This is a genomic window from Pseudomonas sp. LBUM1674, from assembly GCF_059695635.1.
On record NZ_CP166779.1, the window covers coordinates 5,879,862 to 5,906,186 of the forward strand.

27 protein-coding genes and 1 tRNA gene are annotated in these 26,325 nt (G+C 58.8%); 7 read left to right on the top strand and 21 right to left on the bottom strand.

The genetic code is table 11. From position 1 onward, the window contains the following. Positions 1 to 45 precede the first annotated feature (45 nt). The 3 genes from iscR to trmJ all read right to left on the bottom strand — a co-directional run bounded on the left by iscR (position 46) and on the right by trmJ (position 2,350). Positions 46 to 537 carry a Fe-S cluster assembly transcriptional regulator IscR gene (gene iscR / locus ACA067_RS26955; RefSeq protein WP_150748552.1) on the bottom strand — a complete coding sequence of 164 codons (492 nt, stop codon included), beginning with the start codon at positions 535 to 537 and terminating at the stop codon, positions 46 to 48. Positions 538 to 800: 263 nt separating this feature from the next. After that, positions 801 to 1,577, bottom strand: a complete 777-nt coding sequence (cysE, locus tag ACA067_RS26960) for a serine O-acetyltransferase (protein WP_497459273.1) — start codon at positions 1,575 to 1,577, stop codon at positions 801 to 803. A gap of 2 nt (positions 1,578 to 1,579) precedes the next feature. Continuing rightward, entirely contained in the window at positions 1,580 to 2,350 is a 771-nt protein-coding gene (trmJ, locus tag ACA067_RS26965) for a tRNA (cytosine(32)/uridine(32)-2'-O)-methyltransferase TrmJ (protein WP_497459274.1), read from the bottom strand. A gap of 145 nt (positions 2,351 to 2,495) precedes the next feature. Between trmJ and suhB the strand changes: the two genes are divergently transcribed. Next, positions 2,496 to 3,314 carry a type III secretion system regulator SuhB gene (gene suhB, locus ACA067_RS26970; protein ID WP_497459275.1) on the top strand — a complete coding sequence of 273 codons (819 nt, stop codon included), beginning with the start codon at positions 2,496 to 2,498 and terminating at the stop codon, positions 3,312 to 3,314. 257 nt (positions 3,315 to 3,571) lie between these two features. On the opposite strand, the gene ACA067_RS26975 is transcribed toward suhB, so the two are convergent. From ACA067_RS26975 to queA, 6 genes are all read right to left on the bottom strand, one after another. After that, positions 3,572 to 4,120 (bottom strand): glycine zipper 2TM domain-containing protein, encoded by a 549-nt coding sequence (locus tag ACA067_RS26975; RefSeq protein ID WP_187677955.1) that lies wholly within the window; start codon positions 4,118 to 4,120, stop codon positions 3,572 to 3,574. 119 nt (positions 4,121 to 4,239) lie between these two features. After that, positions 4,240 to 5,154, bottom strand: a complete 915-nt coding sequence (secF, locus tag ACA067_RS26980; protein WP_497459276.1) for a protein translocase subunit SecF — start codon at positions 5,152 to 5,154, stop codon at positions 4,240 to 4,242. Between the two features lie 9 nt (positions 5,155 to 5,163). Beyond that, positions 5,164 to 7,032 (bottom strand): protein translocase subunit SecD, encoded by a 1,869-nt coding sequence (secD, locus tag ACA067_RS26985; RefSeq protein ID WP_497459277.1) that lies wholly within the window; start codon positions 7,030 to 7,032, stop codon positions 5,164 to 5,166. 63 nt (positions 7,033 to 7,095) lie between these two features. After that, the gene (yajC, locus tag ACA067_RS26990) at positions 7,096 to 7,431 is read right to left on the bottom strand and encodes a preprotein translocase subunit YajC (RefSeq protein WP_008147715.1); all 336 of its coding nucleotides are present in this window, start codon (positions 7,429 to 7,431) and stop codon (positions 7,096 to 7,098) included. Positions 7,432 to 7,474: 43 nt separating this feature from the next. Beyond that, positions 7,475 to 8,590, bottom strand: coding sequence for a tRNA guanosine(34) transglycosylase Tgt (tgt, locus tag ACA067_RS26995; protein ID WP_497462853.1), 1,116 nt, complete (start codon positions 8,588 to 8,590; stop codon positions 7,475 to 7,477). A gap of 5 nt (positions 8,591 to 8,595) precedes the next feature. Next, positions 8,596 to 9,645, bottom strand: coding sequence for a tRNA preQ1(34) S-adenosylmethionine ribosyltransferase-isomerase QueA (queA, locus tag ACA067_RS27000; protein ID WP_497459278.1), 1,050 nt, complete (start codon positions 9,643 to 9,645; stop codon positions 8,596 to 8,598). A gap of 108 nt (positions 9,646 to 9,753) precedes the next feature. Here queA and ACA067_RS27005 point away from each other — a divergent pair. The 6 genes from ACA067_RS27005 to ACA067_RS27030 all read left to right on the top strand — a co-directional run bounded on the left by ACA067_RS27005 (position 9,754) and on the right by ACA067_RS27030 (position 13,420). Then, a tRNA-Leu gene (locus tag ACA067_RS27005) sits at positions 9,754 to 9,838 on the top strand. 636 nt (positions 9,839 to 10,474) lie between these two features. Then, complete coding sequence (locus ACA067_RS27010; RefSeq protein ID WP_497459279.1) at positions 10,475 to 10,834, top strand: hypothetical protein; 360 nt, start codon at positions 10,475 to 10,477, stop codon at positions 10,832 to 10,834. A 516-nt stretch (positions 10,835 to 11,350) separates the two neighbouring features. Continuing rightward, positions 11,351 to 11,602: a hypothetical protein gene (locus ACA067_RS27015; protein WP_497459280.1), complete on the top strand. Its 252-nt coding sequence runs from the start codon at positions 11,351 to 11,353 to the stop codon at positions 11,600 to 11,602. A gap of 12 nt (positions 11,603 to 11,614) precedes the next feature. Next, positions 11,615 to 11,911, top strand: a complete 297-nt coding sequence (locus ACA067_RS27020; RefSeq protein WP_497459281.1) for a hypothetical protein — start codon at positions 11,615 to 11,617, stop codon at positions 11,909 to 11,911. A gap of 74 nt (positions 11,912 to 11,985) precedes the next feature. Next, positions 11,986 to 12,219 carry a hypothetical protein gene (locus ACA067_RS27025; protein ID WP_497459282.1) on the top strand — a complete coding sequence of 78 codons (234 nt, stop codon included), beginning with the start codon at positions 11,986 to 11,988 and terminating at the stop codon, positions 12,217 to 12,219. A 103-nt stretch (positions 12,220 to 12,322) separates the two neighbouring features. Next, complete coding sequence (locus ACA067_RS27030; protein ID WP_497459283.1) at positions 12,323 to 13,420, top strand: DUF5677 domain-containing protein; 1,098 nt, start codon at positions 12,323 to 12,325, stop codon at positions 13,418 to 13,420. A gap of 43 nt (positions 13,421 to 13,463) precedes the next feature. Here the strand turns inward: ACA067_RS27030 and ACA067_RS27035 are convergent, their stop codons facing one another. The 12 genes from ACA067_RS27035 to ACA067_RS27090 are packed head-to-tail and all read right to left on the bottom strand — an operon-like array spanning position 13,464 to position 26,324. Then, positions 13,464 to 14,441, bottom strand: a complete 978-nt coding sequence (locus tag ACA067_RS27035) for a hypothetical protein (protein ID WP_497459284.1) — start codon at positions 14,439 to 14,441, stop codon at positions 13,464 to 13,466. Then, positions 14,414 to 15,124, bottom strand: coding sequence for a hypothetical protein (locus tag ACA067_RS27040; RefSeq protein WP_497459285.1), 711 nt, complete (start codon positions 15,122 to 15,124; stop codon positions 14,414 to 14,416). The genes ACA067_RS27035 and ACA067_RS27040 overlap by 28 nt, the downstream gene beginning before the upstream one ends. Beyond that, positions 15,121 to 15,669 carry a baseplate complex protein gene (locus ACA067_RS27045; RefSeq protein WP_497459286.1) on the bottom strand — a complete coding sequence of 183 codons (549 nt, stop codon included), beginning with the start codon at positions 15,667 to 15,669 and terminating at the stop codon, positions 15,121 to 15,123. The genes ACA067_RS27040 and ACA067_RS27045 overlap by 4 nt, the downstream gene beginning before the upstream one ends. Continuing rightward, positions 15,666 to 16,589 carry a hypothetical protein gene (locus tag ACA067_RS27050; RefSeq protein WP_497459287.1) on the bottom strand — a complete coding sequence of 308 codons (924 nt, stop codon included), beginning with the start codon at positions 16,587 to 16,589 and terminating at the stop codon, positions 15,666 to 15,668. The genes ACA067_RS27045 and ACA067_RS27050 overlap by 4 nt, the downstream gene beginning before the upstream one ends. Continuing rightward, the gene (locus tag ACA067_RS27055) at positions 16,586 to 17,296 is read right to left on the bottom strand and encodes a DUF4376 domain-containing protein (RefSeq protein ID WP_497459288.1); all 711 of its coding nucleotides are present in this window, start codon (positions 17,294 to 17,296) and stop codon (positions 16,586 to 16,588) included. The genes ACA067_RS27050 and ACA067_RS27055 overlap by 4 nt, the downstream gene beginning before the upstream one ends. Positions 17,297 to 17,305: 9 nt before the next feature. After that, positions 17,306 to 18,895 carry a phage tail-collar fiber domain-containing protein gene (locus ACA067_RS27060; RefSeq protein WP_497459289.1) on the bottom strand — a complete coding sequence of 530 codons (1,590 nt, stop codon included), beginning with the start codon at positions 18,893 to 18,895 and terminating at the stop codon, positions 17,306 to 17,308. Positions 18,896 to 18,918: 23 nt separating this feature from the next. Then, a complete protein-coding gene (locus ACA067_RS27065; RefSeq protein ID WP_497459290.1) occupies positions 18,919 to 21,750 on the bottom strand; it encodes a phage tail protein in 2,832 nt (943 codons plus the stop codon). Further along, entirely contained in the window at positions 21,743 to 22,264 is a 522-nt protein-coding gene (locus tag ACA067_RS27070; RefSeq protein WP_497459291.1) for a hypothetical protein, read from the bottom strand. The genes ACA067_RS27065 and ACA067_RS27070 overlap by 8 nt, the downstream gene beginning before the upstream one ends. Continuing rightward, positions 22,261 to 22,884 carry a phage tail protein gene (locus ACA067_RS27075; protein WP_497459292.1) on the bottom strand — a complete coding sequence of 208 codons (624 nt, stop codon included), beginning with the start codon at positions 22,882 to 22,884 and terminating at the stop codon, positions 22,261 to 22,263. Before ACA067_RS27075 ends, ACA067_RS27070 begins: the two co-directional genes overlap by 4 nt. Next, the gene (locus tag ACA067_RS27080) at positions 22,877 to 24,052 is read right to left on the bottom strand and encodes a baseplate J/gp47 family protein (RefSeq protein WP_497459293.1); all 1,176 of its coding nucleotides are present in this window, start codon (positions 24,050 to 24,052) and stop codon (positions 22,877 to 22,879) included. Before ACA067_RS27080 ends, ACA067_RS27075 begins: the two co-directional genes overlap by 8 nt. Continuing rightward, a complete protein-coding gene (locus ACA067_RS27085; protein WP_497459294.1) occupies positions 24,049 to 24,366 on the bottom strand; it encodes a DUF2590 family protein in 318 nt (105 codons plus the stop codon). Before ACA067_RS27085 ends, ACA067_RS27080 begins: the two co-directional genes overlap by 4 nt. Further along, positions 24,363 to 26,324, bottom strand: a complete 1,962-nt coding sequence (locus ACA067_RS27090) for a phage tail tape measure protein (protein WP_497459295.1) — start codon at positions 26,322 to 26,324, stop codon at positions 24,363 to 24,365. The genes ACA067_RS27085 and ACA067_RS27090 overlap by 4 nt, the downstream gene beginning before the upstream one ends. Between the last annotated feature and the right edge of the window lies 1 nt (position 26,325).

Here is a 26,325-nt window from a genome sequence, read left to right on the forward strand (position 1 = left end):
ATCTCCTAAATCAGGCTGGCTGGCGTACCGCTAGCTCTTTGGCTGTCATTCGACGGCGGACGCTTCAATCTTGTCCAGGCGTGGCGCCTTGCTGTTGCAACGGCGCTGATCCTGACGCTGGGCTACTTCTTGTACCTCACGGCGAGTGACAAGGTCAGCCAAGCTGATACCGCTCAGAAATTCGTGAATCTGCAGGCTCAGATCGCACCACAAATGGTGGGTCAGGCAGGTGTCGCCGTGATGGCAATCGCCCTGGCCCTGGCACTTGGTGGCATCGACCGATTCGTTCACCGCATCGATCACCTGGGCGACCTGGATGCCCTGCATGTCGCGCGACAGCTGGTAGCCGCCGCCCGGACCGCGGACACTGGACACCAGGTTGCTGCGACGCAGCTTGGCGAACAGCTGTTCGAGGTAGGACAGGGAGATGCCTTGGCGCTCGGAGATATCGGCCAGGGACACCGGCCCGTGCTGCGCGTGTAACGCCAGGTCGAGCATGGCGGTCACGGCGTATCGGCCTTTTGTAGTCAGTCGCATGGACAATTACCACGGAGTTCGGAATGGGGCGAGTATGCAATTCCCGAGTATTTAAGTCAACTATAAGACCTAGTACTTTAGTCAGGATTACCCGCAAAAGAGCGGCCGCATCATAGCAAAGGCTGGCGGCGTACAGCCAGTATTACCGAGTTATCGTTCATCGCGGGCAAGCCCGCTCCCACAGGGATCTGCGTTTGCCTTCGATGGCGGGCTTGGCGCAATTCATGTGGGAGCGGGCTTGCCCGCGATGAAGCCGACTCGGTTTAACTGGCCTGACTCTGATCCTTGTCCTTCACACACGCAAAATCTTCCTCGCGCAGTTCAGGCAGGTCCTTGGCGCAGTAATTACTGCCCAGGTCCTTCAGCGCGCCGCACATACCCTCCAGACGGCCATCGACTGCCTGCAGGTGATCGAGCAACTGATTGATGGCACGCGCCACCGGGTCAGGCATGTCTTCGCCAACGCCGTAGGCATCGAAGCCGATCTTTTCAGCCATGGCCTTGCGCTTGGCGTCTGTCTCTTCATCGGATTTGACGATGATCCGCCCTGGAATGCCGACCACTGTCGCGCCCGCCGGCACAGCCTTGGTCACCACCGCGTTGGAGCCGACCTTGGCGCCAGCACCGACAGTGAATGGACCGAGCACCTTGGCACCCGCACCGACCACCACACCATCTTCCAGGGTCGGGTGACGCTTGCCTTTATTCCAGCTGGTACCGCCGAGCGTCACACCCTGATAAAGGGTGACGTCATCGCCGATCTCGGCCGTTTCACCGATGACAATGCCCATGCCATGGTCAATAAAGAAACGACGACCCACCTTGGCCCCCGGATGAATCTCGATCCCGGTCAACCAGCGACCGAAGTTCGACACCAGCCGCGCCAGCCATTTGAGCTCTGCGCGCCACAAGGCCGCCGACAGCCGATGGATCCAGATGGCGTGCATGCCCGGGTAGCAGGTCAAGACTTCAAATGCGTTACGCGCCGCCGGGTCACGATGGAAAACACTCTGGATATCTTCACGCAAACGCTCGAACATCATTAATCCTTCCGCTTTAGAAGCTCGCCACGGGCCGCTTTCTGGGTTTCCGTGAGGATGCCACGCAATATATTCATTTCCGCCCGGCTGACCGAGCTTCGACCGTACAACCGGCGCAGGCGCGCCATCAAGTGCCGTGGTTTTTCCGGATCGAGGAATTCAATGGCCACCAGGGTGTGTTCCAGGTGCTCATAGAACCGCTCCAGCTCATCCATGGTCGCCAGCTCACCACTCTTGGTGGACGCCACTTCATCCTTCTCGACCTTGCTCGGCTGACCTTGGGCCGCCAACCAGGACATGCGCACTTCATAGCTCAGCACCTGCACCGCTGCCCCAAGGTTCAGCGAACTGAACTCGGGGTCTGATGGGATGTGCACGTGATAATGACATCGCTGCAGCTCGTCATTGGTCAGGCCGGAATCTTCACGACCGAACACCAGGGCAATTTCGGCGCCTTGCGCCGCCTCCTCGACCACCCTCACCCCGCATTCGCGCGGATCGAGCAACGGCCAGGGAATGCGCCGGTCACGGGCGCTGGTGCCGAGCACCAGATTGCAGCCAACCAGGGCATCTTCCAGGGTGGCGACGACTTGCGCGTTTTCAAGGATATCCCCGGCACCGGATGCACGCGCATCCGCTTCGTGGTGCGGGAACAACCGCGGTTCGACCAGTACCAGCCGCGACAGGCCCATGTTCTTCATGGCACGCGCAGCACCGCCGATATTCCCGGGGTGGCTGGTATTGACCAGGACGACACGAATGTTTTGCAGCAAGGGAGGCACTCTCGAACACATCAAAGGGGAGCAAATCTTACAGTTCCTCCTACCGTTAAGCTATGAAAGCGCACACTGTCCTTCACCTGTAGAAACTTTCTGATAGAATGCCCGGCTTTCTTTAACAACCTTAGGTGACACATCCATGCAGCCCATGCTGAATATCGCGCTGCGCGCCGCCCGCAGCGCCAGTGAATTGATCTTCCGCTCCATCGAGCGCCTGGATACCATCAAGGTCGACGAAAAAGACGCCAAGGATTACGTGTCCGAGGTGGATCGCGCCGCCGAACAGAAAATCATCGACGCGCTGCGCAAGGCCTACCCGAATCACTCGATCAGGGGTGAAGAAACCGGTATGCACGCCGGTAGCGGGATCGAAGGCGAAGAATACCTGTGGATCATCGATCCGCTGGACGGCACCACCAACTTCCTGCGCGGCATTCCTCACTTCGCGGTCAGCATCGCCTGCAAATACCGCGGTCGCCTGGAACACGCAGTGGTCCTGGACCCGGTTCGCCAGGAAGAATTCACCGCCAGCCGTGGTCGTGGCGCCCAACTGAACGGTCGTCGCCTGCGCGTCAGCGGTCGCACCAGCCTGGACGGCGCCCTGCTGGGTACCGGCTTCCCGTTCCGCGATGACCAGATGGACAACCTCGACAACTACCTGGGCATGTTCCGCGCCCTGGTCGGCCAGACCGCCGGCATCCGCCGCGCCGGCTCGGCGAGCCTGGACCTGGCCTATGTGGCTGCCGGCCGTTTCGACGCCTTCTGGGAGTCGGGCCTGTCCGAGTGGGACATGGCGGCAGGCGCCCTGCTGATCCAGGAAGCAGGCGGCTTGGTGAGCGACTTCACCGGCGGTCACGACTTCCTCGATAAAGGCCATATCGTTGCCGGTAACACCAAGTGCTTCAAGGCAGTGCTGACGGCCATCCAGCCGCACCTGCCGGCTTCGCTGAAGCGCTAAGCGAGCCGCCACAAAAAAGCACCCTTCGGGGTGCTTTTTTTATGCCTGGAATTCCATTCTTCAAATCACCACATAACCCTGTGGGAGCGGGCTTGCCCGCGAAAGCGGAGTGTCAGCCACCTAATATGGCGCGGGTGACGCCGCCTTCGCGGGCAAGCCCGCTCCCACAGGGTCTTGATGTGACTTCAAACCCGCATTCCAGGCACAAAAAAAAGCACCCCGCAGGGTGCTTCTTTTTCAATCTGAAGTTCAGCTATTTACTGAGCCGGCTCATTCTGCGACAGCACCAGCTTGCCTTCCTTGTCGACCGGAATCTGATTACCCGGATCGCGATCCATCCGCACTTTACCTTCCTTGCCATCCAGCGAATAACGCACGTCGTATCCTACAACCTTGTCACTTATGTCATTCACCGTGTTACAGCGGGTCTGGGTCGTGGTGTAGGTATCGCGATTCTGCATACCTTCCTGCACCTTGTTACCCGCATAACCACCGCCGACCGCACCGGCCACCGTGGCAATCTTCTTGCCCGTACCGCCGCCGACCTGGTTACCGAGCAAACCACCCGCAACGGCACCGATGGCGGTACCGAGAATCTGGTGTTGATCTTTGACCGGCGCCTGCCGGGTCACTGCTACGTCCTTGCACACTTCACGTGGCGTCTTGATTTGTGTCTTGACCGGTTCAACGGCTAGAACTTGCGCATACTCAGGGCCGCTTTTAACCAGGCTGTAGGTGGCAACAGCACCCCCGGCAGTCACACCGACAGCACCCAATACCGCACCAACCAGCAACGACTTGTTCACATGAACCTCCTGACCATCACATGCGGGACACGCCCGCGCTTCTCCCAGCCTTGGAGCATAAAAAAAGGCGCGAGTTCAACTCGCGCCTTTTTGGATGACACCGCTGGAGGAATGTTCCTTCAAGGACGGTCGTCGACTTCCTTGTCAGTCACCACAGGAGGAATCAGGTCTTCGGTACTGAGGTTCAGCCAGATCAACACCACGTTGGCGATGTAGATCGACGAATAGGTACCCGCCATCACACCGACGAACAGCGCGATGGAGAAGCCCCACAGGTTGTCGCCGCCGAAGATCAACAGCGCGCCGATCGCCAGCAAGGTGGAGATCGAAGTCGCCATGGTCCGCAGCAGGGTTTGGGTGGTCGAGATGTTGATGTTCTCGATCAGCGAAGCCTTGCGCAGCACACGGAAGTTCTCGCGAACCCGGTCGAATACCACAATGGTGTCGTTCAGCGAGTAACCGATGATCGCCAGCACCGCCGCCAGCACCGTCAGGTCGAAGGTGATCTGGAAGAACGAGAGGATCCCCAGGGTCACCACCACGTCGTGGATCAGCGAAACGATGGCGCCGACCGCGAACTTCCACTGAAAGCGGAACGCCAGGTAGATCATGATGCCGCCCAGCGCCATCAGCATGCCCAGGCCGCCCTGGTCGCGCAGCTCTTCACCGACCTGCGGACCGACGAACTCGACGCGCTTGACCACGGCCGGGTTGTCGCCGCCGGCCTTCTGCAAGGCTTCAGCCACCTGGTGACCCAGTTGCGGGTCTTCGCCAGGCATGCGCACCAGCAGATCGGTGGTCGCGCCAAAGCTTTGCACGATGGCGTCGCTGTAACCCGACGCCGTCAGCTGCTCACGCACCTTGGTGACGTCGGCCGGACGCTCGTAGGTCAGCTCGATGAGCGTACCGCCGGTAAAGTCCAGCCCGTAGTTCAGGCCCTTGCTGAACCAGCTGAACAACGCCAGAACCGTAAGGAGCAATGTGACGCCGAACGCAACGTTGCGAACGCCCATGAAGTTGATTGTACGTAACATGGCAGCCCCTTAAATCCACAACTTCTTGAAGTCACGACCACCGAAGATCAGGTTGACCATCGCGCGGGTCACCATGATGGCCGTGAACATCGAGGTAAAGATCCCGAGGGACATGGTCACTGCGAAGCCCTTCACCGGGCCGGTGCCCATGGCAAAGAGAATCCCGCCGACCAGCAACGTGGTCAGGTTGGAGTCGAGAATCGCGGTGAAAGCCCGGCCGAAGCCTTCGTTGATTGCCCGTTGCACGGTCATGCCCGCCGCGATCTCTTCACGTATCCGCGAGAAGATCAGCACGTTGGCATCGACCGCCATACCCATGGTCAAGACGATACCGGCAATACCCGGCAGGGTCAGCGTGGCACCCAGCAGCGACATCAAGGCCAGCAACAGCACCATGTTCACCGCCAGCGCGACGGTGGCGATGATGCCGAAGAAGCGGTAGATGGCAATGATGAACAGCGAGACGAACAGCATGCCCCACAGCGATGCATCGACACCCTTGACGATGTTGTCGGCACCCAGGCTCGGACCAATGGTGCGCTCTTCAGCGAAGTACATCGGCGCCGCCAGACCACCGGCACGCAGCAGCAGTGCCAGCTCGGACGACTCACCCTGGCCGTTCAGGCCGGTGATGCGGAATTGAGCACCCAGCGGCGACTGGATGGTCGCCAGGCTGATGATCTTCTTCTCTTCCTTGAAGGTTTGAACCGGTACGTCTTTCTCGACGCCGTTGACCACTTGCTTGACGTAAGTGGTGACCGGGCGCTGCTCGATGAAGATCACCGCCATGCTGCGACCGACGCTGCTGCGAGTCGCACGACTCATCAGCTCACCACCGTGGCCATCCAGACGGATGTTCACTTCCGGCGAGCCACGCTCGTCGAAGCCAGCCTTCGCGTCGGTGACCTGGTCACCGGTGATGATCAGGCCACGCTCGATCTGTGCCGACGGACGATTGCCTTCACGGAACTCGAAGGATTCGGAAGTGGCTTTCGAAGCACCCGGCTCGGCGGCCAGGCGGAACTCGAGGTTGGCCGTCTTGCCGAGGATACGCTTGGCTTCAGCAGTGTCCTGCACGCCCGGCAGCTCAACCACGATGCGGTTGGCGCCCTGGCGCTGAACGATCGGTTCGGCCACACCCAGCTCGTTGACGCGGTTACGTACCGTGGTCAAGTTCTGCTTGATGGAGTATTCGCGGATTTCCGCCAGCTTGGCCGGGGTCATCGCCAGACGCAGCACCGGCTGGCCATTGAGGTCGGCCGGAACAATGTCGAAATCGTTGAAGTTCTTGCGAATCAGGGTACGGGCTTGCTCGCGGGCTGCTTCATCGGTGAAGCCCAGCTGAATGGCACCCTCGACTTGCGGCAGGCTGCGATAGCGCAGCTTCTCTTTACGCAACAGGCTCTTGACGTCGCCTTCGTAGACTTTCAGGCGCGCGTCGAGGGCTTTGTCCATGTCCACTTCCAGCAGGAAGTGCACACCACCGGACAAGTCCAGACCCAGCTTCATCGGGTGCGCGCCCAAGCTGCGCAGCCATTGCGGGGTGGTTTGCGCCAGGTTCAGTGCAACGACGTAGTCATCACCCAATGCCTTGCGCACAACGTCCTTGGCCGGCAGCTGGTCTTCAGCCTTGGTCAGGCGCAGCAGACCGCCCTTGCCGCTCTCTGCCAGCGTGGCCGCCTTGACGTTGATCCCGGATTCCTTGAGCGCTGCGCTCACGCGATCCAGATCAGCCTGAGTGACCTGCAGCGAAGTGCTTGCACCGCTGATCTGAATGGCCGGGTCATCAGGATATAAATTGGGAGCGGAATACACCAGACCGACCGCCAGCACCGCCAGGATCAGAATGTATTTCCACAGAGGGTATTTGTTCAGCATCACGCCGCCCGCTTATGACGCGGGGCGCCTTGCGCGCCCCGTCGATTGAGTAGAAGTTGAAACTTAGATCGCTTTGAGCGTGCCTTTTGGCAGCGTGGCGGCGATGGCGCCCTTCTGGAACTTCATTTCGATGGTGTCGGACACTTCCAGAACCACGAAATCGTCGGCCACTTTGGTGATCTTGCCGGCGATACCACCGGTGGTCACCACTTCGTCGCCTTTTTGCAGGCTGCTCAGCAGGTTTTTCTGCTCTTTGGCGCGCTTGGCCTGTGGACGCCAGATCATCAGGTAGAAGATGACCAGGAAACCGACCAGGAAAATCCACTCAAAGCCGCCGCCCATCGGGCCTGCAGCAGGTGCAGCAGCATCAGCCATGGCGTTAGAGATAAAAAAGCTCATTTAGCACTCCAGTTGCAAATGTTGAATCTTGGGGTCAGAAAACTCAGTCCAAAGGCGGAACGGGAAGTCCGCGTTTGGCGTAGAAGGCATCGACAAAGGCGGCCAATGTACCCTGTTGAATAGCCTCGCGCAAACCAGCCATAAGCACCTGGTAATGGCGCAAATTGTGGATGGTATTCAACATGCTACCCAGCATTTCGCCGCACTTGTCCAGATGGTGCAGGTAAGCACGGGAGAAGTTCTGGCAGGTGTAGCAATCGCAGGTTGGATCCAGCGGCGAATCATCATGGCGATGGAACGCGTTACGGATCTTCAGCACGCCTGTATCAACGAACAGATGCCCATTGCGGGCATTACGGGTTGGCATCACGCAATCGAACATGTCCACACCGCGGCGCACACCCTCCACGAGATCTTCCGGTTTGCCAACGCCCATAAGGTAACGAGGTTTGTCAGCCGGCATCTGGCCCGGCAGGTAATCCAGCACCTTGATCATCTCGTGCTTCGGCTCGCCCACCGACAGCCCGCCGATGGCCAGGCCATCGAAGCCGATCTTGTCGAGGCCTTCCAGGGAGCGCATGCGCAAATCCTGGTGCATGCCGCCCTGCACGATGCCGAACAGCGCCGCCGTATTGTCGCCATGGGCTTCTTTCGAACGCTTGGCCCAGCGCAACGACAGCTCCATCGACACGCGAGCGACATCTTCGTCAGCCGGGTACGGGGTGCATTCGTCGAAAATCATCACGATGTCCGAGCCCAGATCGCGCTGGACCTGCATCGACTCTTCCGGGCCCATGAACACTTTGGCGCCATCGACCGGAGAGGCGAAGGTCACGCCCTCCTCCTTGATCTTACGCATCGCGCCGAGGCTGAACACCTGGAAACCGCCGGAGTCGGTCAGGATCGGGCCTTTCCACTGCATGAAATCGTGCAGGTCGCCGTGCTTCTTGATCACTTCAGTGCCAGGACGCAGCCACAAGTGGAAGGTATTGCCCAGAATGATTTCGGCACCGGTCGCGGTGATATCCCGCGGCAGCATGCCCTTCACGGTGCCATAGGTACCGACCGGCATGAAGGCCGGGGTCTCGACGGTACCGCGCGGGAAGGTCAAACGACCGCGACGAGCCTTGCCGTCGGTGGCCAGTAGTTCAAACGACATACGACTCATTCTGTTTCCTCTGGGCCGCGTGGCGCGGGATTACGGGTGATAAACATCGCATCACCGTAGCTGAAAAAGCGGTAACCATGCTCGACAGCGGCTTTGTAAGCGGCCATGGCTTCGGGATAACCGGCGAACGCCGAAACCAGCATCAACAGCGTGGATTCGGGCAAATGGAAGTTGGTGACCAGGGCATCGACCACATGAAACGGCCGGCCCGGGTAGATAAAAATGTCGGTATCGCCACTGAACGGCTTGAGCACGCCATCGCGCGCGGCGCTTTCCAGGGAACGCACGCTGGTGGTCCCCACGGCCACTACCCGGCCACCACGAGCGCGACAGGCGGCAACCGCATCCACCACGTCCTGGCCGACTTCCAGCCATTCAGTGTGCATGTGGTGGTCTTCGATATTCTCGACGCGCACCGGCTGGAACGTGCCCGCACCCACGTGCAAGGTCACGAACGCCGTCTCGACGCCCTTGGCGGCAATCGCCTCCATCAGCGGCTGATCGAAATGCAGCCCCGCCGTCGGCGCCGCCACCGCGCCCAGGCGCTCGGCGTACACCGTCTGATAACGCTCGCGGTCCGAGCCTTCATCCGGGCGGTCTATATAAGGCGGCAGCGGCATGTGCCCGACGCGATCCAGCAGCGGCAACACCTCTTCGGCAAACCCCAACTCGAACAACGCATCATGACGCGCCAGCATCTCGGCCTCGCCACCGCCGTCGATCAGGATCTTCGACCCGGGCTTGGGCGACTTGCTGGAACGCACATGCGCCAGTACGCGATGGCTGTCCAGCACCCGCTCCACCAGGATTTCCAGCTTGCCGCCGGAAGCCTTCTGGCCAAACAGCCGCGCCGGAATCACCCGGGTATTGTTGAACACCATCAAATCGCCCGGGCGCAAATGCTCGAGCAAATCAGTGAATTGACGGTGTGCCAGGGCGCCGCTGACCCCATCCAGGGTCAACAGGCGACTGTTGCGACGCTCAGCCAAAGGGTGGCGGGCGATCAGCGAATCAGGGAGCTCGAAGGTAAAGTCAGCAACGCGCATGATGGGGTTCGTCTAGCAGGGCCGCAAAGTCTAGCGGAAACCTCAAAAATTTTCCATGAAACCTGATTGACCAACGGTAATCTCATCTCTATACTTCGCCGCCATTGAGCCCTGATGGCGGAATTGGTAGACGCGGCGGATTCAAAATCCGTTTTCGCAAGAAGTGGGAGTTCGAGTCTCCCTCGGGGCACCAAGACAATGAAGAAAGGCCTTGATTATCAAGGCCTTTTTTTATGGGTGGCGTAAAAATGGCGTAACCGCATTTTTTTACGCCACCTAACCACCCTCCCCTGTTTTGCGTCGCGGACAGGTTCCTGCAGCAACTGCCGGATGACCTGGCCAGCGGGTGAGAGGCATGCGTGAGAGGCCCGATTTCTCAAGTCCGCAATGAGTGTCCGCGCCTCAGACACACACACCCTATGCGATGGGAAAAAGTTTTCCGGTCCTACCCTCAAAAACATGTAAGAAGTGTAAGTGAGAGTTCTATTCTCTCTTAAACCCTTATAAATCAAGGGATTAAGGATTCTCAAAACTGTAAGTGAGATGTCAGACGGCTGTTTTTGGCATACAGTTTTCGACTGTAAGTGAGATTTATCTCAACCCATTGATTTATAAGGATTTTTTTCTTAGCCCCTACTTCACTTACAGTTTCCTACACTCCTACTGTAAGTGACTATCTCCAGCAAACACGGGGCTCTCAGCCGCTTTCTGACACTCCTGACACCACTTACACGTCTGGAGGGGGTTACCGAGAAAAGGTTTTTTTCTGGAGCCTGGGCGGTATCCTCCAAGCCCCCCTTTTTCAGTAGATCGACCAGGAGAAACCCCAATGCAACCCCTCATGCCCCGCGCACCGATACCCATCATCGAGGTCATCAAAAACGGGAAGCTGTGGGAGGTGCATTGGGATTACAAAGAAGGCCGTGCGAGCGGGATTTTATTTCGGCGCCGACACTACCTGCGTGGCTACATTGACGGCGCGATGGATATGATCGGGATCAAACCGGACCAGGTGTCATGCGCGAGCGGTTTTACCGGTTCAGTCAAACGCCTGAGCGAAGCCAAGGCTGAACAGCTCCGGGTCATGCTGCATGAACTACTCGTTCCCCTGGTAGAGGCGGAACACAAGCGCCAAGAGAAGTTTGAAAAACTGCCTCATATCCGTATGGCGGCTGCATTGGAGGAGTGAAACCCTTTGAAATGCTGTAATCAGCCTGCAACCCTTCCCCCACATGGGCCGTAGGGGAATTTGCATCTCCCCCGAATGCAGGCTGCCACTCTAAAAAAAGATCGTGCGCGTTCTTGAAAACACACCGAAACCCAAGTTTTCCAATTTTTCCCCCAGTAAAACCGGGGCTTTCAGCGTTATACCTTCCTTGACCGTCAACAGCGCCACTTTGCAACCGCGCTTCATTTCCTTTCAAAACTTTGCACTCTGTGCAATTGCCGATTCACTGCAGGGCTCCACGGCCCGCCTGGGCTGCAGGTTCGTTTTCACTACATAGGGATTTGCACAAAAAAAGGACACAAGGCCCGTCGGCGGGAGGGGGATAAGTGCTTTTTCAAGAGTTTTTTTCTTCACCCTCCTGTTTTTCGCCAACGCCATCACCTGACTGCACTAACCAGCACTTCATCGGCCCGCTATAGCTTGACGTCGCTCCACCTATATACTGTTCATACATACAGCACTCATCAGGAACCCACGATGAGCGAAGAACATAGTGGAAGGTCAGTCGACCAAGCCTCCGCGATCGCGCTGTGGCAAGCACTGCTGCGTGATGAGGCCGCTTTGCTAGAGCACCCGGGATCTCATCACAAAGCCCTGCTGACACAGGCTTACGCCTTGCACCGGAATCAGGTGATCGACCGTGACGATCTTAGCGATCTCCTGGAGCAAGCCGATGGCGCTCTGGCCTATGCTGTCGAAGCCCTTTTTGATCGTCAGTTTGGCGAATAGGCGGGCTAGCGAATGCATATGTTGATTACCCCAATGAGATGCCGAGGCGTGGCACTGACTCCCCAGGAACGGCGACGCTATCCAGCGATAAAGGGAAATGTGATGGTGAACTCAGAGAGCAATGCCGAGCTGGGCCGGAGTGCCAATGTGGCCCGTATTGACGTGGGCATGCCTCTCGACCCAGATCCTTTACCACGATTGCTGGACGCAACGCTGGCAGGTATGGCGGTCACCGGTTTTGTGTTGAGTGGGATCGAATACATCGACGGGTGCGCCTACGCGCAATCGTGGTGGTGCCGACAGGGATAGCAATTCGCCCCGCACAGGTGGTGCTATCTTCGATGCATGAACCCTATGCGTGTACCACCGATGAGGATAGAACGATGGCTGAGAAAGGGATTTTGGAAATCAAATTCAAAGAGCACGGAAAACCGTTGGTGATTGCCGTGGAAGTCCCACTACCCGCAGACGAGACAACAGTGTTGTTGTACATTTTGAGCGCTTACGAGGGAAAGCGAATGGGCGTTGATGTCGATTGGACGGCGAAGGGAACTGATAGGCTTTGGCCACAAATTGCAGCGCTGGGTATTACCGATGTGACCTGGAGCCACAAATGAGAAGCTGGGTTTTCGAAGGGCCGATTTGGCGCGAAGCTGGCATCTAGGGCAAGGCTCGAAGAGCCATATACTAACAATTTCGAGCTATGCAAAGGAACATACAATGGATGCAAATAAGAACAGCGGAGATTCCAACACAGCACTACTTCGTCATCTGACTGATGCATTAGATTTGAGTGCCGAAGACATTGACAAAATAACAGAGCACTTTAAAACCAATCCAGAAGAACTGCACAAATATTTCTCACTACATTTTTTTCAAATGCTTGATGCAGGAAAAAATGAACTCTTATCCGAAACCTACGAATCACTTAGCAAGTTTAGAGAACGCCTATTCCAAACTTGGGAAGCACCATTAAAAAGACTCGACACCCTTTTATATATGTGCATGGAAATCGTAGACGAATTAAGGCGAGAAGATACCGGTACGACAAGCACAACCACTGACAAATTTAATATCGCAACTCGCTTGCATGCACGCTGTGTGCAAGTTGGGCATGAAATATCCCATCTGTTACACGGAGGATATGCGGATGGTGCATTTGCTCGGTGGAGAACGCTACACGAGACATCAGTAACTACCATATTCATTTGCGAAGGCGATGAAGATTTGGCATCAAGGTTCACAGACTTTCAACATGCCTCCCGCATATCCGCTGCCACTCGATTCAATAATAACAACGAGCTTGGGTTTAAAGCCTTCTCCAGTGAGCACTTAGCTCAAATGGCGGCAGAACAAAAGGAGACGATTGACAAATATGAACCATGCTTTAAAAATAAATTTGGCTGGGCCCTTAAAGCGCTTGGCAGAGCAATGACCCCTAAATCAGAAGCATATTTCATCGACATAGAAAAATTCGTCGGGATGAGCTTCTTGAGAAATCACTTTAGCTTTGCCAACCAATACGTACACGCCGGCATTGACAGTATTGGCTTTAAGCTAGGTACTTCAATGTCAAATAAAGATCTTTTATTGACCGGGCCATCCAATGAGGGTTTTTTAGAGCCAATACAATGCACAAGCTTGTCATTGATCTACGCAACGATTGCTTTGATAACGGCTTTCCCTAATGAAGAGTCGGCTATAAGAATATCGGTATTCAGGTTATGGCACGAAATCTTGAAGCAAGAAGTCGTAGATGCGGCCACTGCCCTGCAGGTTAAAGGCGATGCATTGCGCAAGCCAAGTATCGAGAAATAAAATTCCAAATTAATAGATATCAATTCATCGGTTACTATGAAGGCTAAGCAGTTACTGAATTTAATTTGATCGAAAGGCTTGAAGCAATTTGAGCTTTAGCTACAAACGCTGCAGCGTCTGCCGGACTCGGAGCCGGGCCAGGTACGTGCGTGTGTGCAGCCAGTTGTGTGTTCATAGCTTGGACAAGATCAATCACGTTGCACAGTACCTGGAAGATATTCACGCTTTCTGACCCAATGTGGTTTTTTGGTGCGACCAGGTGCTGGCTGAGCCCCGCCACGCTTTTACGCAAGCCTTGGATCTTCTCCTGCATATCGCCACCCACCGTGGCGTTGTGCTTCTGCCCCACCACTACGTTCAGATCCCGGCCAGTGGCCTGATGCAGATCATCCACGGCCGCCAAGCTCGCGGATCCACCAGACAGCAGCTTGAGCGCGCCCAGCGCCTCGATCTTTTTGATACCACCGACTGACTCGGTCGAATGATCGTCCACCGTCCTGATGTGATTCTGGAAGCTCTCGGTGTTTTCCAAGGCTTCGACTTCGCGCTCGATCGCCTTGTCCAAGATCTTGCCGTCAGTCTGCCGCAGCCAGTTGCCGTCAGCATCGACTCGCTGCTGACAGGATTCGCTGTGCTGCCAGACCTGGTCGCCCTTCGGGACTTTCGGCAGGCTAAGCCCATGCGGCAAGATCGTCTGGATGTACGGCTTGTGCGGTAAGCCATAGGCAAAGCAGACCACCACGGTGGTGCCTTCCTCGGGAAAGGCGAAAAAGCCCATTTCATCACCCCCCATGGGCATGGGCAGCGGCACACCGGCCAACGGTGGCAATGCAGGATCCGGCTCGCCGTCTGGCCCCAGAACCTCAATGTCCACGGCGAATCGCGGACGGAAATCGTCGCAGAGCCCCGCGCCTGCGGGGGCATCGGCCACGCCGACGACACGGGCAAAGCGCGGCAGGTGGTAACCACCCGTAAGTTCGGGGAATTGCCGCTCTACGCTACGGCGGATTGCGTCTTCCATCGGATCACCATTTGATTGCCGGTGAGGGACACATGAGTGATCCGCTCGCCTTGGTTGATAGTTGCACCAGGTCGCAATCCAGGCAGCGCTGCGATCATCGCGCTCTGGTTGCCCTGGTAATCGTCGAAAAGCTCGATCGGCAGCTGCAGCGGCGATCGGCTGCCGAAAAAGCTATCGGTCCAGCTGCCCGCGAACACCTCGCCATCGCCTTGCTGCTGCCAGACAAAGTCGGGAATGCCGTACACCTTCGCTAGGCTATCCATCGCCTGATACCCGGCAGCAAGGCTGTAGAAAAAAGGAGCTTTCACCTTGGCATAGGTCTTATCCGGAACCCGAAAGCCCAGCCCGGTCTTGGCGCTGATCTCGCCCAGGACAGTGGGCAAATCTGCATGGCGCAGGTTCAACGGCAACGGGTTGGCCAGGATTGCGGCAAGCTCACGGCAGAACAGCACCTGTTCGACCTGGTTGGCCGAGGTACAGCGCTCCACGTAGCCAATGAAGTGACGCTGCAGAACGCTATCGTTGTAGCCAACATCCAGCGTTACCAAGCCTTTCACCGGCCCCGGCGCTTGAATGGTGAACATCGCACGCCCGGGGCTTTTGATTTCCAGGCGAACGTCATCCTTCACCAGGACATAAGGGATCCCACCGATCGTCAGCACCTTGTGCAGCTTCATGCTCATAAGCTGCCCCCCAGATAAGCATCCAGTTTTTTCAGGGTGGCTTCAAAGCCGGTCAGGGCCACAGGTTGATCGGTGGAATCGGCGCCCCCAGCCCCAGCGGTCGCCACGGCCTGCCCGGGGGCAGACTGTTGGGCCACGGCTTTGCCGGCGCGGCGTGTCTCGACTCGCTCGGGGTTCGATAGCTTCTCGGCCAACGTAAATTGAATCCGCCAGGCGCAAAGCGCGTCGTCTTCCCGGGCGCTGACGCCGTCCGTAAATTGCACCTGACGAATGCCAAACGCTGCAGCGGTGTCGTTGACGATCCGGTATGTCTTGAGCTGCCCGCCTGACTCGGTGGCTTCGGCCAGGCGCATTAGGTTGCGCAGCTGTGAATCATCACGAAAACGGATCATCAGGGAGACGGTGAGCGTCTTGGGCTTGAACCCTTTGTGTGCGGTGTCGCTATTGCTGGTTTGCCCTGAAAGGTCATCGCTTTCAATGCGCAGGTTGGCCGTTACTTTTTGATTGGTGCCGCGCACCCTTTCACCGTCGAGCAACAAGGTCATAGGCCCACCATTTCGCGAACGAAGCTCAGCCCTTTGAGCGAGCCAACCAGCACCACGCCGGCAGACACGCCCCATTCATGCCCCGGGGCCTGGCCCTCGAGCATCTGCGAGCTCAGCTCATTGAGGTTACCCGGACCGATCTGCCGGCACAGGATGGTGGCGTCGGCTGGATTGTCGGCAAGAAGCGCCTGCAGCTCGGCCAGTTTCTGATCACGAGACTGCGCCTGCGTGGCCTTGCGTTGCGCCAGGGCAGCCAATTCGGCCATAGGCGAACTGTCTGCCGTGTAGCCTTCCAGGGCAGACAACTGGCCAGCCAACGCCCGCCCCGCTGCTTTGGTCACGGTGCAGCGCTGCAGAGGCATCTGTCCCCAACCTGGGCGCATGCCGGCAGACGGCAACACCCATTTTTCCGTCTCCAGATCGAACAACCGTTGAGCTCGGCGCTCAGCACGCTGCAGGTCGGGAATCGGTAACAGCGCATTGAAGCGCGACAAGGTTGCGGCGAACTGGTCGTAGCGCATGCCCAGGAACAAAATCACCAGGGCGTATTGCTCGCCGATGGGTCGCGCTGCGTCCTGGGTGTCTTTGAGTTTGGTGCTCAGGTGCCGCAACAGGTTGGGGGCTGAGAGGTACCGTTGATTGCCACTGCCCTGCCCCACACCGCTTTGAAACGGAGTGACCACCAGGCAAGCCGGCGCCTCACCCAAGGCGCCCGACAGCGCAGCGCGTCCGGCTGCGACTGCGCTCAGAGCCGCAGCCCCTACCGGCCCAGGGGAAGTGGTGGCCAGTCCGTCAAGCGCGGCCAGGCGCAATGCCGTGCTGCCCATTTCACCGTTTGCCAGGTCTTTGGCCGCGCCCAGCTCGCCCATCCAATGGGTGGAGTGCTCTGGCCAACGCATCGTTACAGGCGCCCAGCTCATACGTCGACGGCCTCCCAGCTCGCGGCCTCGAGCGCGCCCAGGTCGCTGGCCAGCAATGCCTGATCCAGCTGCTGCTTGATCACCAGCGCCTTCTGCAGGCGAGCCAGCCGGTGTGCATTGAAGGCATTGCTGACCAGGTGCAGCTGTTCGGCAGTGTGCTCGAGATAGGCTTTCACGTTGTCGGTGTCGCGGCACGCCAGCAGGCCGCCGGCACCGGACAGCAACTGGCTGTTGAGGTTGATCTGATCCACCAGGGCGCTGTCGTAAAAGTGGGTTTCGCCCAGGGCATCGCAGACAAAACCCGCGACAATCTCCTGCTCGCATGCGGCGTTGACCGCCCGTAACTGCTCGGCGTAGCGGATCTGCAGTTGTGCTGGCACATCGTCCACCCACTGGCCCTGGCTCCAGACCTGGTGATCACCCGGCACCACCAGGGTATAGCCCTCTGGCAGCGGACCTGGCTGATCCACCAGCAGCGGCTGCCCCGTTGTCTTGTGGTACACGGTTTCGCCCTGGTAGGACTCGATCAGTGCCCAAGCCTTGCCGTTCCAGCGCGCCGCTTTGTGGGCTGGAATCGTTGGAGGGGCGATTTCCACGCAGCCTCCTGGGATCAGCCAAACATCAGGCTCGAGGGGGCATGGATCGGCGAAGGTTTCACCGGTGTAGATGCCGTGGTGGTCAGTTTGATAGACGGTTTTGGAAGTCATAGGCAGCCCTCAATATTTGATGCAAGCGAGAAACGCGGTGTTGGTGGGCCGCGTCTCCGGGCCTCCTGCCGGGTTGATCGTGATGCCGTGGGTGTGGTCGCCGGCGTAGCCAATTCCGACGTTATGCGCGTGGTTACCGGCAGCATTGGTGGTGAAGCTCGAGCCGTCATTTGCGTTGCCAATCTCACCGGCATACCCGCTGTACGGGGAACTCGCGCCGGCACCGGTAACGGTGTGGGTATGTTGGCCTTGGGCGTCTGTCCAGGCGGAGTGGATGTGGCTTCCGCCGTTGCTGGAAGAACCTGTGTGGGCATGGCTCTGGATCGCCTCGCCCTGATGGCTGCCGATCACTCGCCCCGCGTCGATGCCCCGACCATCGTCCAAGAAACGAGGGAACCGGCCACGCGGGTCAGGCAGGTTGAAGGTAGTGACCCCATCACCGGCGCCATGGGTGGTGCCAATCTTGGCGAACAGCCGGGCAAAGGTGGTGCGGGAGACGGCGGCGCCGTTTGCCTTGAGCCAACCAGTCGGTGGTGCATTCATTGCGAACAGCCCAACGATGCCAACCTGGGCATCTTCTATCAGCTTTTTGAGCGATTGCAGCGCTTTGGTGGTGGCCAGGATCTCGCTGCTATTGGTGTCCGGATCGTCGCTTTTGGCGTTGGGCAGCTCCCCCAGCCCCACGTCGACTTTCGTGGTGCCCCGGGCGCGTAGATGTTCATAGTCGCCATTGCGCGCGGCCAGATAGTCAATCAAGGCGCCGTCGATTTCCTGCGCGGGTCGCAGGTCGGTGATGGTGTTGGAGTTCGGCAAGTCCGCGATGGCTACAAAGTAGTGACGAGCACCAACACTGTCGGTTTTGTCCACCAGGTTCGAACCAAAGACCACCTGCCACGTCGCGACCACGTCGCTCCCCTGGCGCTGTAAAGCAACCTCCAGCCAAGCCTTGGACGGCACGCTGGCCACGTTGACCACCGTGGGGTTGAGCAATGCAACGCGGATACCTTCGATGTACGCCACGCCGGGTTTGAGTTGGTAGCTGCTGCCGGTTTTCACCACTTGCAGCCCACCGCCAAAAAATCGCGCTCGGCCGTAGATGTCGCGATTGCTCAGGCGTTCGCGCTCATCGATGCCACCGAGGCGCACCGTGAAATCGTGTTGCCAAGTGCTGGCGTCAATCGTTACGCCCGTCATGGCCTGGGCGCCGCTGAAAGCCACCATGAAGTTGCGGGTCAGGTTGTTGCCAATCTGCAGCGGTGGCTGGTTCTTGCGCTTCTGCTGTACCGGCACATACGCGACGGCGAGCAGCACGTTTTCGGCGGTTTCCAAACCCACCCAGTTGAAATCCCAATCCCCCACATCCGATCCCAGCATGACGCTGTAAACCACCTGATTCGGGGTGACATAACCGGCACGCAGGACAGCCGCGGTATGGACGATCTGCGCCGCCGGTGGCCGCACTGAAGTGCGATCAACCGCACTGTTGGGATCGAGGCCGGGAACCAGGGCAAAGACAAAGCGCGTCACTTCCAGGGCTTTTTGTTCGCCATGCTTGCGTGCAATGAGATTTTCGCCAGCAATCGTGATGTTTGAAGACATGGGTTCTACCTGTTCAGTAATTCTTAAACGAGTGGCTGGCGGGAAAAGATGCTTGCACCTGGTCCCAACTCTTTGAGCAAGATGTACATGGAGAGGCCGCGCATGATTTCGCCGGCCCAGAAGCCGAAGAACATGCCGTTATCGGTGCCCAGGCGCACCGCCGGCGACCAGCAGCCGTTCATTGGCTGGCCTGGCACCGGAGTGACCACGTAGTTGTTTTGCAACTCGGTCACACAGGCTTCAATGAGTTGGTCGAGCTTTGGGTGCTGGCAGCCGGCCATGGCCGCCATGCAGGCGCCAGCGAGCCATAGCCCGGTCATATGTCCCGTGAAGTCGTCCGGCACCGGTTGCGGCACGCTGGTCATGGGGAAATCGGTCGGCAGCACGCCGTTGTGCTGGCTTTGAAAGTCGGCCAGCCATCCGATCCAGTTTTCTGCATAGGTCTGCAGCTTGGCGGGCACGGGCTGGCCCTGCTCCACCAGCTCTTGCCAGGCGCGGCAAGCGGCCTGGAACGCTCGCGGCTGATAACCTGACCAGGCGGTGCCGTCGCCCCAGTGATACATGGTGAAGGTGTCGGGCGCGCCGTACTTGTAGTTGTCCCAACGGTTCCAGATATAGGCGCTCGCACCCGGACCCAGCTGGCCAAAACGGGTGTAGTACCACTGCTGCGAGTCGTACAGAAAGTCGATCATGTTGCCCAAGTGCCGCGAATATTTGACGGGCTCCAGGCAGTAGATAAACGGGTACTGATAGCCGGGGTACGGCATGCCATGCCACGCGCCGATTTGCGCCGAGCCCTCTTCATAAATATTCGAGAAAGGGATAAGGCCTGGGGTATAGGCCAGAGAATCATCGCGGTAGCCCCTCACGGTGCAATCACCCAGCAAGGCCAGGAACGGGTTACCACCACTGACCGTCAGGCGGTACTTCAGGGTGTAGCCGTCGTCCTCGGCGAAGGTTGGCGGCAGATCGTTCACGCAGTAATACTCAAACGTCAGATTGGTGTCCGATGAGTCCATCAGAACGCTGAACTCCTCGATCTCCGAATAGACCGGCGAAGTCGGATCAGGCCGGCCCGCTGCGCCCGGTTGATAGCCCGACAGCGTGGCGTCTTCCGGTCGGATCTGCAGAGTGACGAATGCCCCCTGAGTCGGCGGCAGCATCCACCACCAACGCCAGCCGTTGTCGTCCGCGAATCGCAGGTTGAAATAGCCGTCGGCCCGGTAGGTGATGCTGTGCATCGGCGCTTTTTCGCTGGCCAACAGGTAATGGCCGATCGAGTACCAGCCTTCATCGTTCGGGAAAAATGATTTCACCACCGTGCCGGCGCGCCCTGCGAAAACGGCCGGTTCGTAGTTCTCGACCGAAACAATATCGTCCGAGCTCGACACCGACCGCAGGTCGGCCAAGATGTACTCGCTGCCGTTATCCTTCGTCATGCGAGTGAACTGCGACAACGGAATGTCGTGCGTTACCACGGCGTTGGAGGCCGACTTGGGCAGCGCACAGGCGTACTGAATGCCGCTGCCCTCGGACTTGTCTTGTGAAATGGTGACTTCGACCTTTGCTGCTAAAGGCCCGTTGGCATTGTCAACACCGCCGTAGCAGGTGCGTACCACCGAATCCTGGGTGATGCGGAACCACACCGACTGCTGCTCAAGCGACACATTCCCGGCCTCGCTGCAGCTGGCCGTGATAAACCCGCTGGCATCGCGCCCGTAGACGACCTGCGCGGTGTCGGGATAGACGAAGTCATAGGAAATGCCATCGGTAAACGGCGTGGACGCCTCGACTGATTGGCGAAAGAATTTATCCACGGAGTCGATTTGTGTGTATTCGTGGTTAGTGAACAGGCACGAATCCAGCGCCTTTTTGTAAGGCGTCTCACCGGTGATTTTCCACATCAGATAACAAGCGTCGGCGAACCACTCCTCACCGTCGGCTGCGTTGCCCATCTGGTTGACGCTACCCAGCAACGGGACATGCAACGGCCGGTTGTGCTGCACCGCATTACGCGGGATCAGGTAGCCACCGTGCTCCACGGGCTGGCGGGTGGCGTAATTGAACTTGTACGAGCCATTGAGTGTGGTGCTTTTGAGCTGGACAGAGCCGCGCACTTCCACCGGATGCCCTTCCGACAGCACGTCGCCATCCCAGTTAATCTTTTGCCCGGTGTGGGCAATGATCCAATCCACGTCGTACTGCGCACCGCCATTGTCCCAATCGACGGAGCCGTCTGCCTTCAAGCCTTGAACCGAGGCGTTGATCGCCTCCCAGGCCAGCACACCGTCAAAGGCAAAGGTGGCTTTATCCAGGTATTCGCCCCAATGCGGCGCGCCGTGCGGAATCAGCGTGAAACCATTGGTGAAGGTGAAGGGAACGCCTTTAAAGCCGCTGTGAGTAGGCGATACGGGGTCAATAGGCCAGTTGGCAAGCACCGGCTCTTTCGAGTTCACGATCCAGTTGGCGATCCAGCGCGACGGCGTGTCAGGGATCGCCTGACCGGCGTAAAAATGCCTGACATAAGCGTCCCAATGCCAGCGAGCGGCCTCCAGGTATTCGGGCTTTTGTGTCGCCAAATAGGCATAGGCATAGCCGATGATGTGCAGCGACTGTCCTTCAGTCGTGCCGTCACCGTTGGGCTGATACTCCATCTGCGAATGGGCAATGAAATGCCGGTTGTTGGCCAATACGCCTTGAGTGTTTTGCACGTAGTGCTGCACCGTGGCGTCGGTGGTGTCACCGGTGTTTTTCACCAGGAAGCGATGGTGACCCTCGATCATGGACATGGCGTTAGCCACCCCGGGGATTCTGCCGCTGATCAAGCGCCGGCTGCTCAGGGCGGTGTTAAACATTGAACCAGCCCCCATCCACCATGCCGCGCCACTTGCTGGTCACTGGGTCCGACACCAACGTGATCATGTCGAACGCACCTGGTGCGTAAGCCAGCACCGGCGGGCGGTTGAACTGCCAAAGGACGTTACCCGGCCAGGTGACTTTGTTCGCCCCGGTGCCTTGGCGCAGAGTCAGGGTAATGGCCGACTGAAAGCCCGCCGGCACGTGTTCATTAAGCAAGCTCAGGACGCACACCGGGGCGCTCAACGTGATGTCGAACGCCGAGACCCGGCGAGTGGTTTCGATGTCCAGAGCCAACGCCGCGCCGGCGGCGGCAACGGTATTGACGATGGGCAGCAACACACCACCCATGGCCTCGAACACGACTTCAGCCAGGCCCGACAGCGTTGGGATGTCGCCCGCGTCGGTGGGAACCCGATCAGTCTTGGCACCATGGTGGAACAGGTGCCAGGCCGCCCCTAGGGCTTGTAGCTTGGCAATTTCGGCGGCTTGCAGCTCGGTCAGATCGCTCATAGGGTTCCCAGGAATTCAGCTAGTTCTACGTGGGTGAAGTAATACGCCAGCGCCACGGAACGGTTCAGTTCATCGATATCGGTCAGGTCTTGCGGCAGGATCGAGGCGCCAAAGGTCTGCTGGTCGTCGTTGAACTCGAGGCACTGCAGCTCCAACGACAGTGGCGAGATGCTGACGAACTCATAACGGCGGCAGGTGCGCCCGTACTGTTGAGCCAGCACGCGCAACAGCTCCGGGTTTTTGCTCAGCTGGGATTCGGTCAAATGCAGCTCGATCACGTCCCAGTCGCGCCCTTCTACGCGCTCTTTGATCTCGACGTAGCCCACACCCAGGCGCTCAAAAATGCGTTTGAGCCCAGACGTTGAACCGCCGTCGACCGCGTTGATAAAGGCGTACTTGACCCGGATTCGGTACAGGTCTTCCTGCTCACCGCGAAAACGAGTGATGTCCCGTTGCCAAGCGAGCATGTCGAGCACGCTCAGGTGGCAGGTTTCGGCGTCCAGCTGCAGCAGCGGCCAGCGCAACCAATCCGCGACCTTTTCCCACCACACCTGGGCGGCCGCTTTGAGCTTGGCCAGCTCGGGGCCATCGAGCCAAAACGGCAGGCTGAGCTTAAGCATTCAGCGCAACCTCAACGCCCAACAGGCGCGGGATGGTCAGCTGTGAAACGATGTCGACGTTGGCGAAGTCGAGGGAATCGATGCCCGGGAACTGCTGGTGCAATTCTTCGCCCAGGCGGCTAAAGGAAAAGCGTGATTGTGGATAAGTCGGCGTTGGCTGGTAGTCGCTGTCAGTGCTCTCGCGAAACGCCGCCCGCACGAACAGCTCGATGTCCGCTTTAAGCGCGGGGTAGCGCTCGGCCCCGACTTCGGCTTTTGGCCAGACGTTCAACACCACGGTGTGCAGGGTCGGGGGCATCTCCAGAACCAACAGGTCATCACCGTGGCCATGGTTGCCCTGGTCGCGAATGTAGGTGTTGATTTCAGCCAGGTAGGTGTCCGCCGGCGAATTGGCCTCGAACAGCAGATAGGCGTTGGCACTGCCTGGTCCTCGAGGCGCGTTATGCTCGAAATAGATGCCATCGGCTTGTACGCCTGGAAAAGACGAAATCATGGCGCGATACACGGCGTCGGTGTGCCACTGATTGACTGCAGAGAACTGGTTGCGCACCCGCAGGCGCAGCTCATCGTCCGGCTCGACGTCGGCACCGGGTTGGGTCAGCCAACCGTCGGCGTTCACCGCCATGATCACGCCCGGTACCGGCTCAGGCAGGATCGAGAAGTAACCCGGGGCCAGGTTGAAACCGCTGCCTGACTCTTTCGCCTGGGCAGGCACCAGCATCTGGGTTTGACCGTCGGCAAAGGTCGCTTTAACCGTGGTCAGCAACACATAGACGTTGCCGTTAATGGCGATCGATTGCACACGGGTTCCGGCAGGCACCTCTAAAACGCCTGCACTGGTGCTCCTGGTGAACAGCAGCAGCCCTTCGGCCTTTGTCGAGGGCTTGCGAGTGACGTCGACCGCCCAGGCCAGCATGTCCAGCCATTGGCCAGTGGCCGTTTTCACGAAGAAGTTCGGCAACACGGTGCCGGCAATGAACTCAATCAACCACATGACCGGCTTGGTTACCAGGGCGGTGATCACCCGCCAGAACGGCGACCAGGCGCTGGTGTTGCTCAGCTTGCTGCCTTGGGCAGCCACCTCACTCTCCCAGGCTTGTCGCAGCTTGGCTTCGGTGGTCGGGATGCCGGCGTCGCTGAGCGCCTGTTTAAAATCGACGTCACTCACAAAACTACCTCGATAGGTCCAAATGCAACGGTTTTGGCGGTAACCAGGTACTGGCCTGAGCCTTGTTTGATGATCCGGGCCGTACCGGGAACCAGGCGGGCGTCTGCCTCCACCAGCAGCTCCAGTTGCTGAATACCGTCGGCTTGCTGAAAGCGATCGCGCTCGGCCACCAAAGACACCAGCAGGCCGCTTTCGCGGATCATGTGGCCGATGTCCTGGGCGATGCTGGCCCGATCGTCAATCAGCAGGGGCTGGCTCGAAGGGTCCAGCGTGAGGTCGTTGCCGGTGATCAGCAGATCGATGTAGAGGCTCATCCACCCACCGCCATGCTCATCAGGTTTTCCAGCTCAAGCGGGTTCATAGGCTTGCTGTTGTGGATCTCGATTTTCTCGACATGGGTGCCCCTGTTCTGAGTTTGAGTGGTGTTCTGGATGGTCTTGAGCAGACCGCCCTGAGCTACAGCCGTCGGCCGGTTCGGCGACAGGCTGCCCACACCGCTACTCATCGACTCCTTGGCCGCCATGGCGCGGTCACCGCCGTCAGGCAGCGAATCGGCCAGGCTGCCCATGCGCGCGTCAATGCTCACGCCGGGGATCTTGTTCAGCATCTCGACCAGGCCATTGATCGCGTTCTGAAAAATTGAGGCGATACCGTCCCACGCGGCCTTGGCCATGCTGGACCAGCCCCCCATGCTGCCAAACCAGTCCGATACGGCCTGCAGCTGGTCGACCACCCACTGGAACGCCTCGGTGTTCATCAGCGCGGTGGTCCAATCGTCCCAGTAGTAAATGGCGGCGGCCACGGCAGCGACCAGGGCGACAACGCCCAGGACAATCAACAGGATCGGGTTGGCCATCAGCGCGCCGTTGGTGAGCCAGATCGCCGCCTGCCACAGCAGCATTGCGCCGCGCACCAGACCCATCCAGGCGACCATCGCAATCAGCCCCACGGTGAACGCGGCGATCATGACCACGTGATAGAGGAACATCGCGATACTTTTGAAACCGGTCCAGGTCAGCACCTTCCAGATGGTGAGCATGGAGAGCCAGACCATCTTGCTGGCCCCCACGGTGAAGGTCAGCAAGGCCATGCCCGCGATCAGCCCCAGCACCGTCAGGACGGTTATACCGACCACCCGCGTGATATTCGGGAACAGTTGCGACCAGCGCAGCAGCGTGCCGGCGATCCCGGTCAGGCGCTCCATCAGTGGCGCAAGCATTGGAATCAACGCCTGGCCGAAGACGATGCGCAGCGCCTGCACCGCCGCGCCAAACTGCTGCCACGGGTCCACCATGGCCTTGGCCATGCGTTCGGCGTTCTCCAAGCCGCGGACTTTCCCCAGCTGGTCGATACCATTGCGCAGTCGGTCAGTGTCCTTGGCCAGGGCGCCGATCACCTGCGCGCCCTCCCCGCCAAACGCCTCCATCAGCTTAGTGCCGGCGGAAGCGCTGGTCAGGTCGCCATACTTGCCTTCCAACTTGGCCAGGATGTCCAGCATCGGCAGGACCTTGCCCTGTTGGTCGGTGAACTTCATGCCCAGCTTTTCCGACGCTGCACCGATGTTCTCGAAGAACGCCTTGTAACGGCCGCCGGCATCGCCGCCTTCCATGGTGCTGCTGAGCGAGCCGATCACCGCCATCTGCTCGGCCAGATCCACGCCAGCGGTGGTGGCGATCGCGCCGACTTCCTTGAAGGCGTCCTTCAACTGCGCGCCATCGGTGCGGAACAGCTGCACCGCCAGCGCGGTCTGTCCACCCAGCTTCTCCACCCAGGTGTTCTTGCCCATGGCATCGGCCTGGGTTTTCTGCAGGTTGTAAAGGGTGCCGACGTAGTCGCTCATGGTGTCGGCGTCGGATTTGGTGGCCTTGGCCAACAGGTTGCTGGTGTTGGTGAACACCGCCAGCTGGTTGCCGGCCAGGCCCTTGATCGCGCCATCGATCTTGTACGCCGAGGCCACAAAGGCCTGGGCGTTCTCACCGTAGTCCACGGAAAACTGCAGGGACTTTTCCTGCAGCGAGGTCAGCGCGTTCTCGGCCACGCCCAGAGAGCGAACCTCGCCCAGGGCGCGATTCATCTCCAAGGCCGGCGCCAGTGATTCAGTGATGCCCGTGGCCGCGCCCCAAACACCGGCCAGGCCCACCCCCATCTGCTTGATGTTCCCCTCGCTTTGCTCTGCGAGGTCGGAAAAACTTGTCTTCACCCGGGCCAGCGGCGCGGTGACCTTGTCGGTCAGGGCCAGGATGAAGTCGAGACGGGAGCTGCGATCTGCCATG

Bases quoted from the DNA above. Each gene is read 5' to 3' on its own strand.
- ACA067_RS27070 (WP_497459291.1), bottom strand. From the start codon at position 22,264: ATGAGCGATCTGACCGAGCTGCAAGCCGCCGAAATTGCCAAGCTACAA.
- ACA067_RS27020 (WP_497459281.1), top strand. From the start codon at position 11,615: ATGCATATGTTGATTACCCCAATGAGATGCCGAGGCGTGGCACTGACT.
- yajC (WP_008147715.1), bottom strand. From the start codon at position 7,431: ATGAGCTTTTTTATCTCTAACGCCATGGCTGATGCTGCTGCACCTGCT.
- ACA067_RS27030 (WP_497459283.1), top strand. From the start codon at position 12,323: ATGGATGCAAATAAGAACAGCGGAGATTCCAACACAGCACTACTTCGT.
- secD (WP_497459277.1), bottom strand. From the start codon at position 7,032: ATGCTGAACAAATACCCTCTGTGGAAATACATTCTGATCCTGGCGGTG.
- iscR (WP_150748552.1), bottom strand. From the start codon at position 537: ATGCGACTGACTACAAAAGGCCGATACGCCGTGACCGCCATGCTCGAC.
- suhB (WP_497459275.1), top strand. From the start codon at position 2,496: ATGCAGCCCATGCTGAATATCGCGCTGCGCGCCGCCCGCAGCGCCAGT.
- secF (WP_497459276.1), bottom strand. From the start codon at position 5,154: ATGTTACGTACAATCAACTTCATGGGCGTTCGCAACGTTGCGTTCGGC.
- ACA067_RS27060 (WP_497459289.1), bottom strand. From the start codon at position 18,895: ATGTCTTCAAACATCACGATTGCTGGCGAAAATCTCATTGCACGCAAG.
- ACA067_RS27055 (WP_497459288.1), bottom strand. From the start codon at position 17,296: ATGACTTCCAAAACCGTCTATCAAACTGACCACCACGGCATCTACACC.
- ACA067_RS27050 (WP_497459287.1), bottom strand. From the start codon at position 16,589: ATGAGCTGGGCGCCTGTAACGATGCGTTGGCCAGAGCACTCCACCCAT.
- ACA067_RS27065 (WP_497459290.1), bottom strand. From the start codon at position 21,750: ATGTTTAACACCGCCCTGAGCAGCCGGCGCTTGATCAGCGGCAGAATC.
- ACA067_RS27040 (WP_497459285.1), bottom strand. From the start codon at position 15,124: ATGAGCATGAAGCTGCACAAGGTGCTGACGATCGGTGGGATCCCTTAT.
- ACA067_RS27045 (WP_497459286.1), bottom strand. From the start codon at position 15,669: ATGACCTTGTTGCTCGACGGTGAAAGGGTGCGCGGCACCAATCAAAAA.
- ACA067_RS27035 (WP_497459284.1), bottom strand. From the start codon at position 14,441: ATGGAAGACGCAATCCGCCGTAGCGTAGAGCGGCAATTCCCCGAACTT.
- ACA067_RS27025 (WP_497459282.1), top strand. From the start codon at position 11,986: ATGGCTGAGAAAGGGATTTTGGAAATCAAATTCAAAGAGCACGGAAAA.
- ACA067_RS27075 (WP_497459292.1), bottom strand. From the start codon at position 22,884: ATGCTTAAGCTCAGCCTGCCGTTTTGGCTCGATGGCCCCGAGCTGGCC.
- ACA067_RS27090 (WP_497459295.1), bottom strand. From the start codon at position 26,324: ATGGCAGATCGCAGCTCCCGTCTCGACTTCATCCTGGCCCTGACCGAC.
- cysE (WP_497459273.1), bottom strand. From the start codon at position 1,577: ATGTTCGAGCGTTTGCGTGAAGATATCCAGAGTGTTTTCCATCGTGAC.
- ACA067_RS27010 (WP_497459279.1), top strand. From the start codon at position 10,475: ATGCAACCCCTCATGCCCCGCGCACCGATACCCATCATCGAGGTCATC.
- ACA067_RS27015 (WP_497459280.1), top strand. From the start codon at position 11,351: ATGAGCGAAGAACATAGTGGAAGGTCAGTCGACCAAGCCTCCGCGATC.
- queA (WP_497459278.1), bottom strand. From the start codon at position 9,645: ATGCGCGTTGCTGACTTTACCTTCGAGCTCCCTGATTCGCTGATCGCC.
- tgt (WP_497462853.1), bottom strand. From the start codon at position 8,590: ATGTCGTTTGAACTACTGGCCACCGACGGCAAGGCTCGTCGCGGTCGT.
- ACA067_RS27085 (WP_497459294.1), bottom strand. From the start codon at position 24,366: ATGAGCCTCTACATCGATCTGCTGATCACCGGCAACGACCTCACGCTG.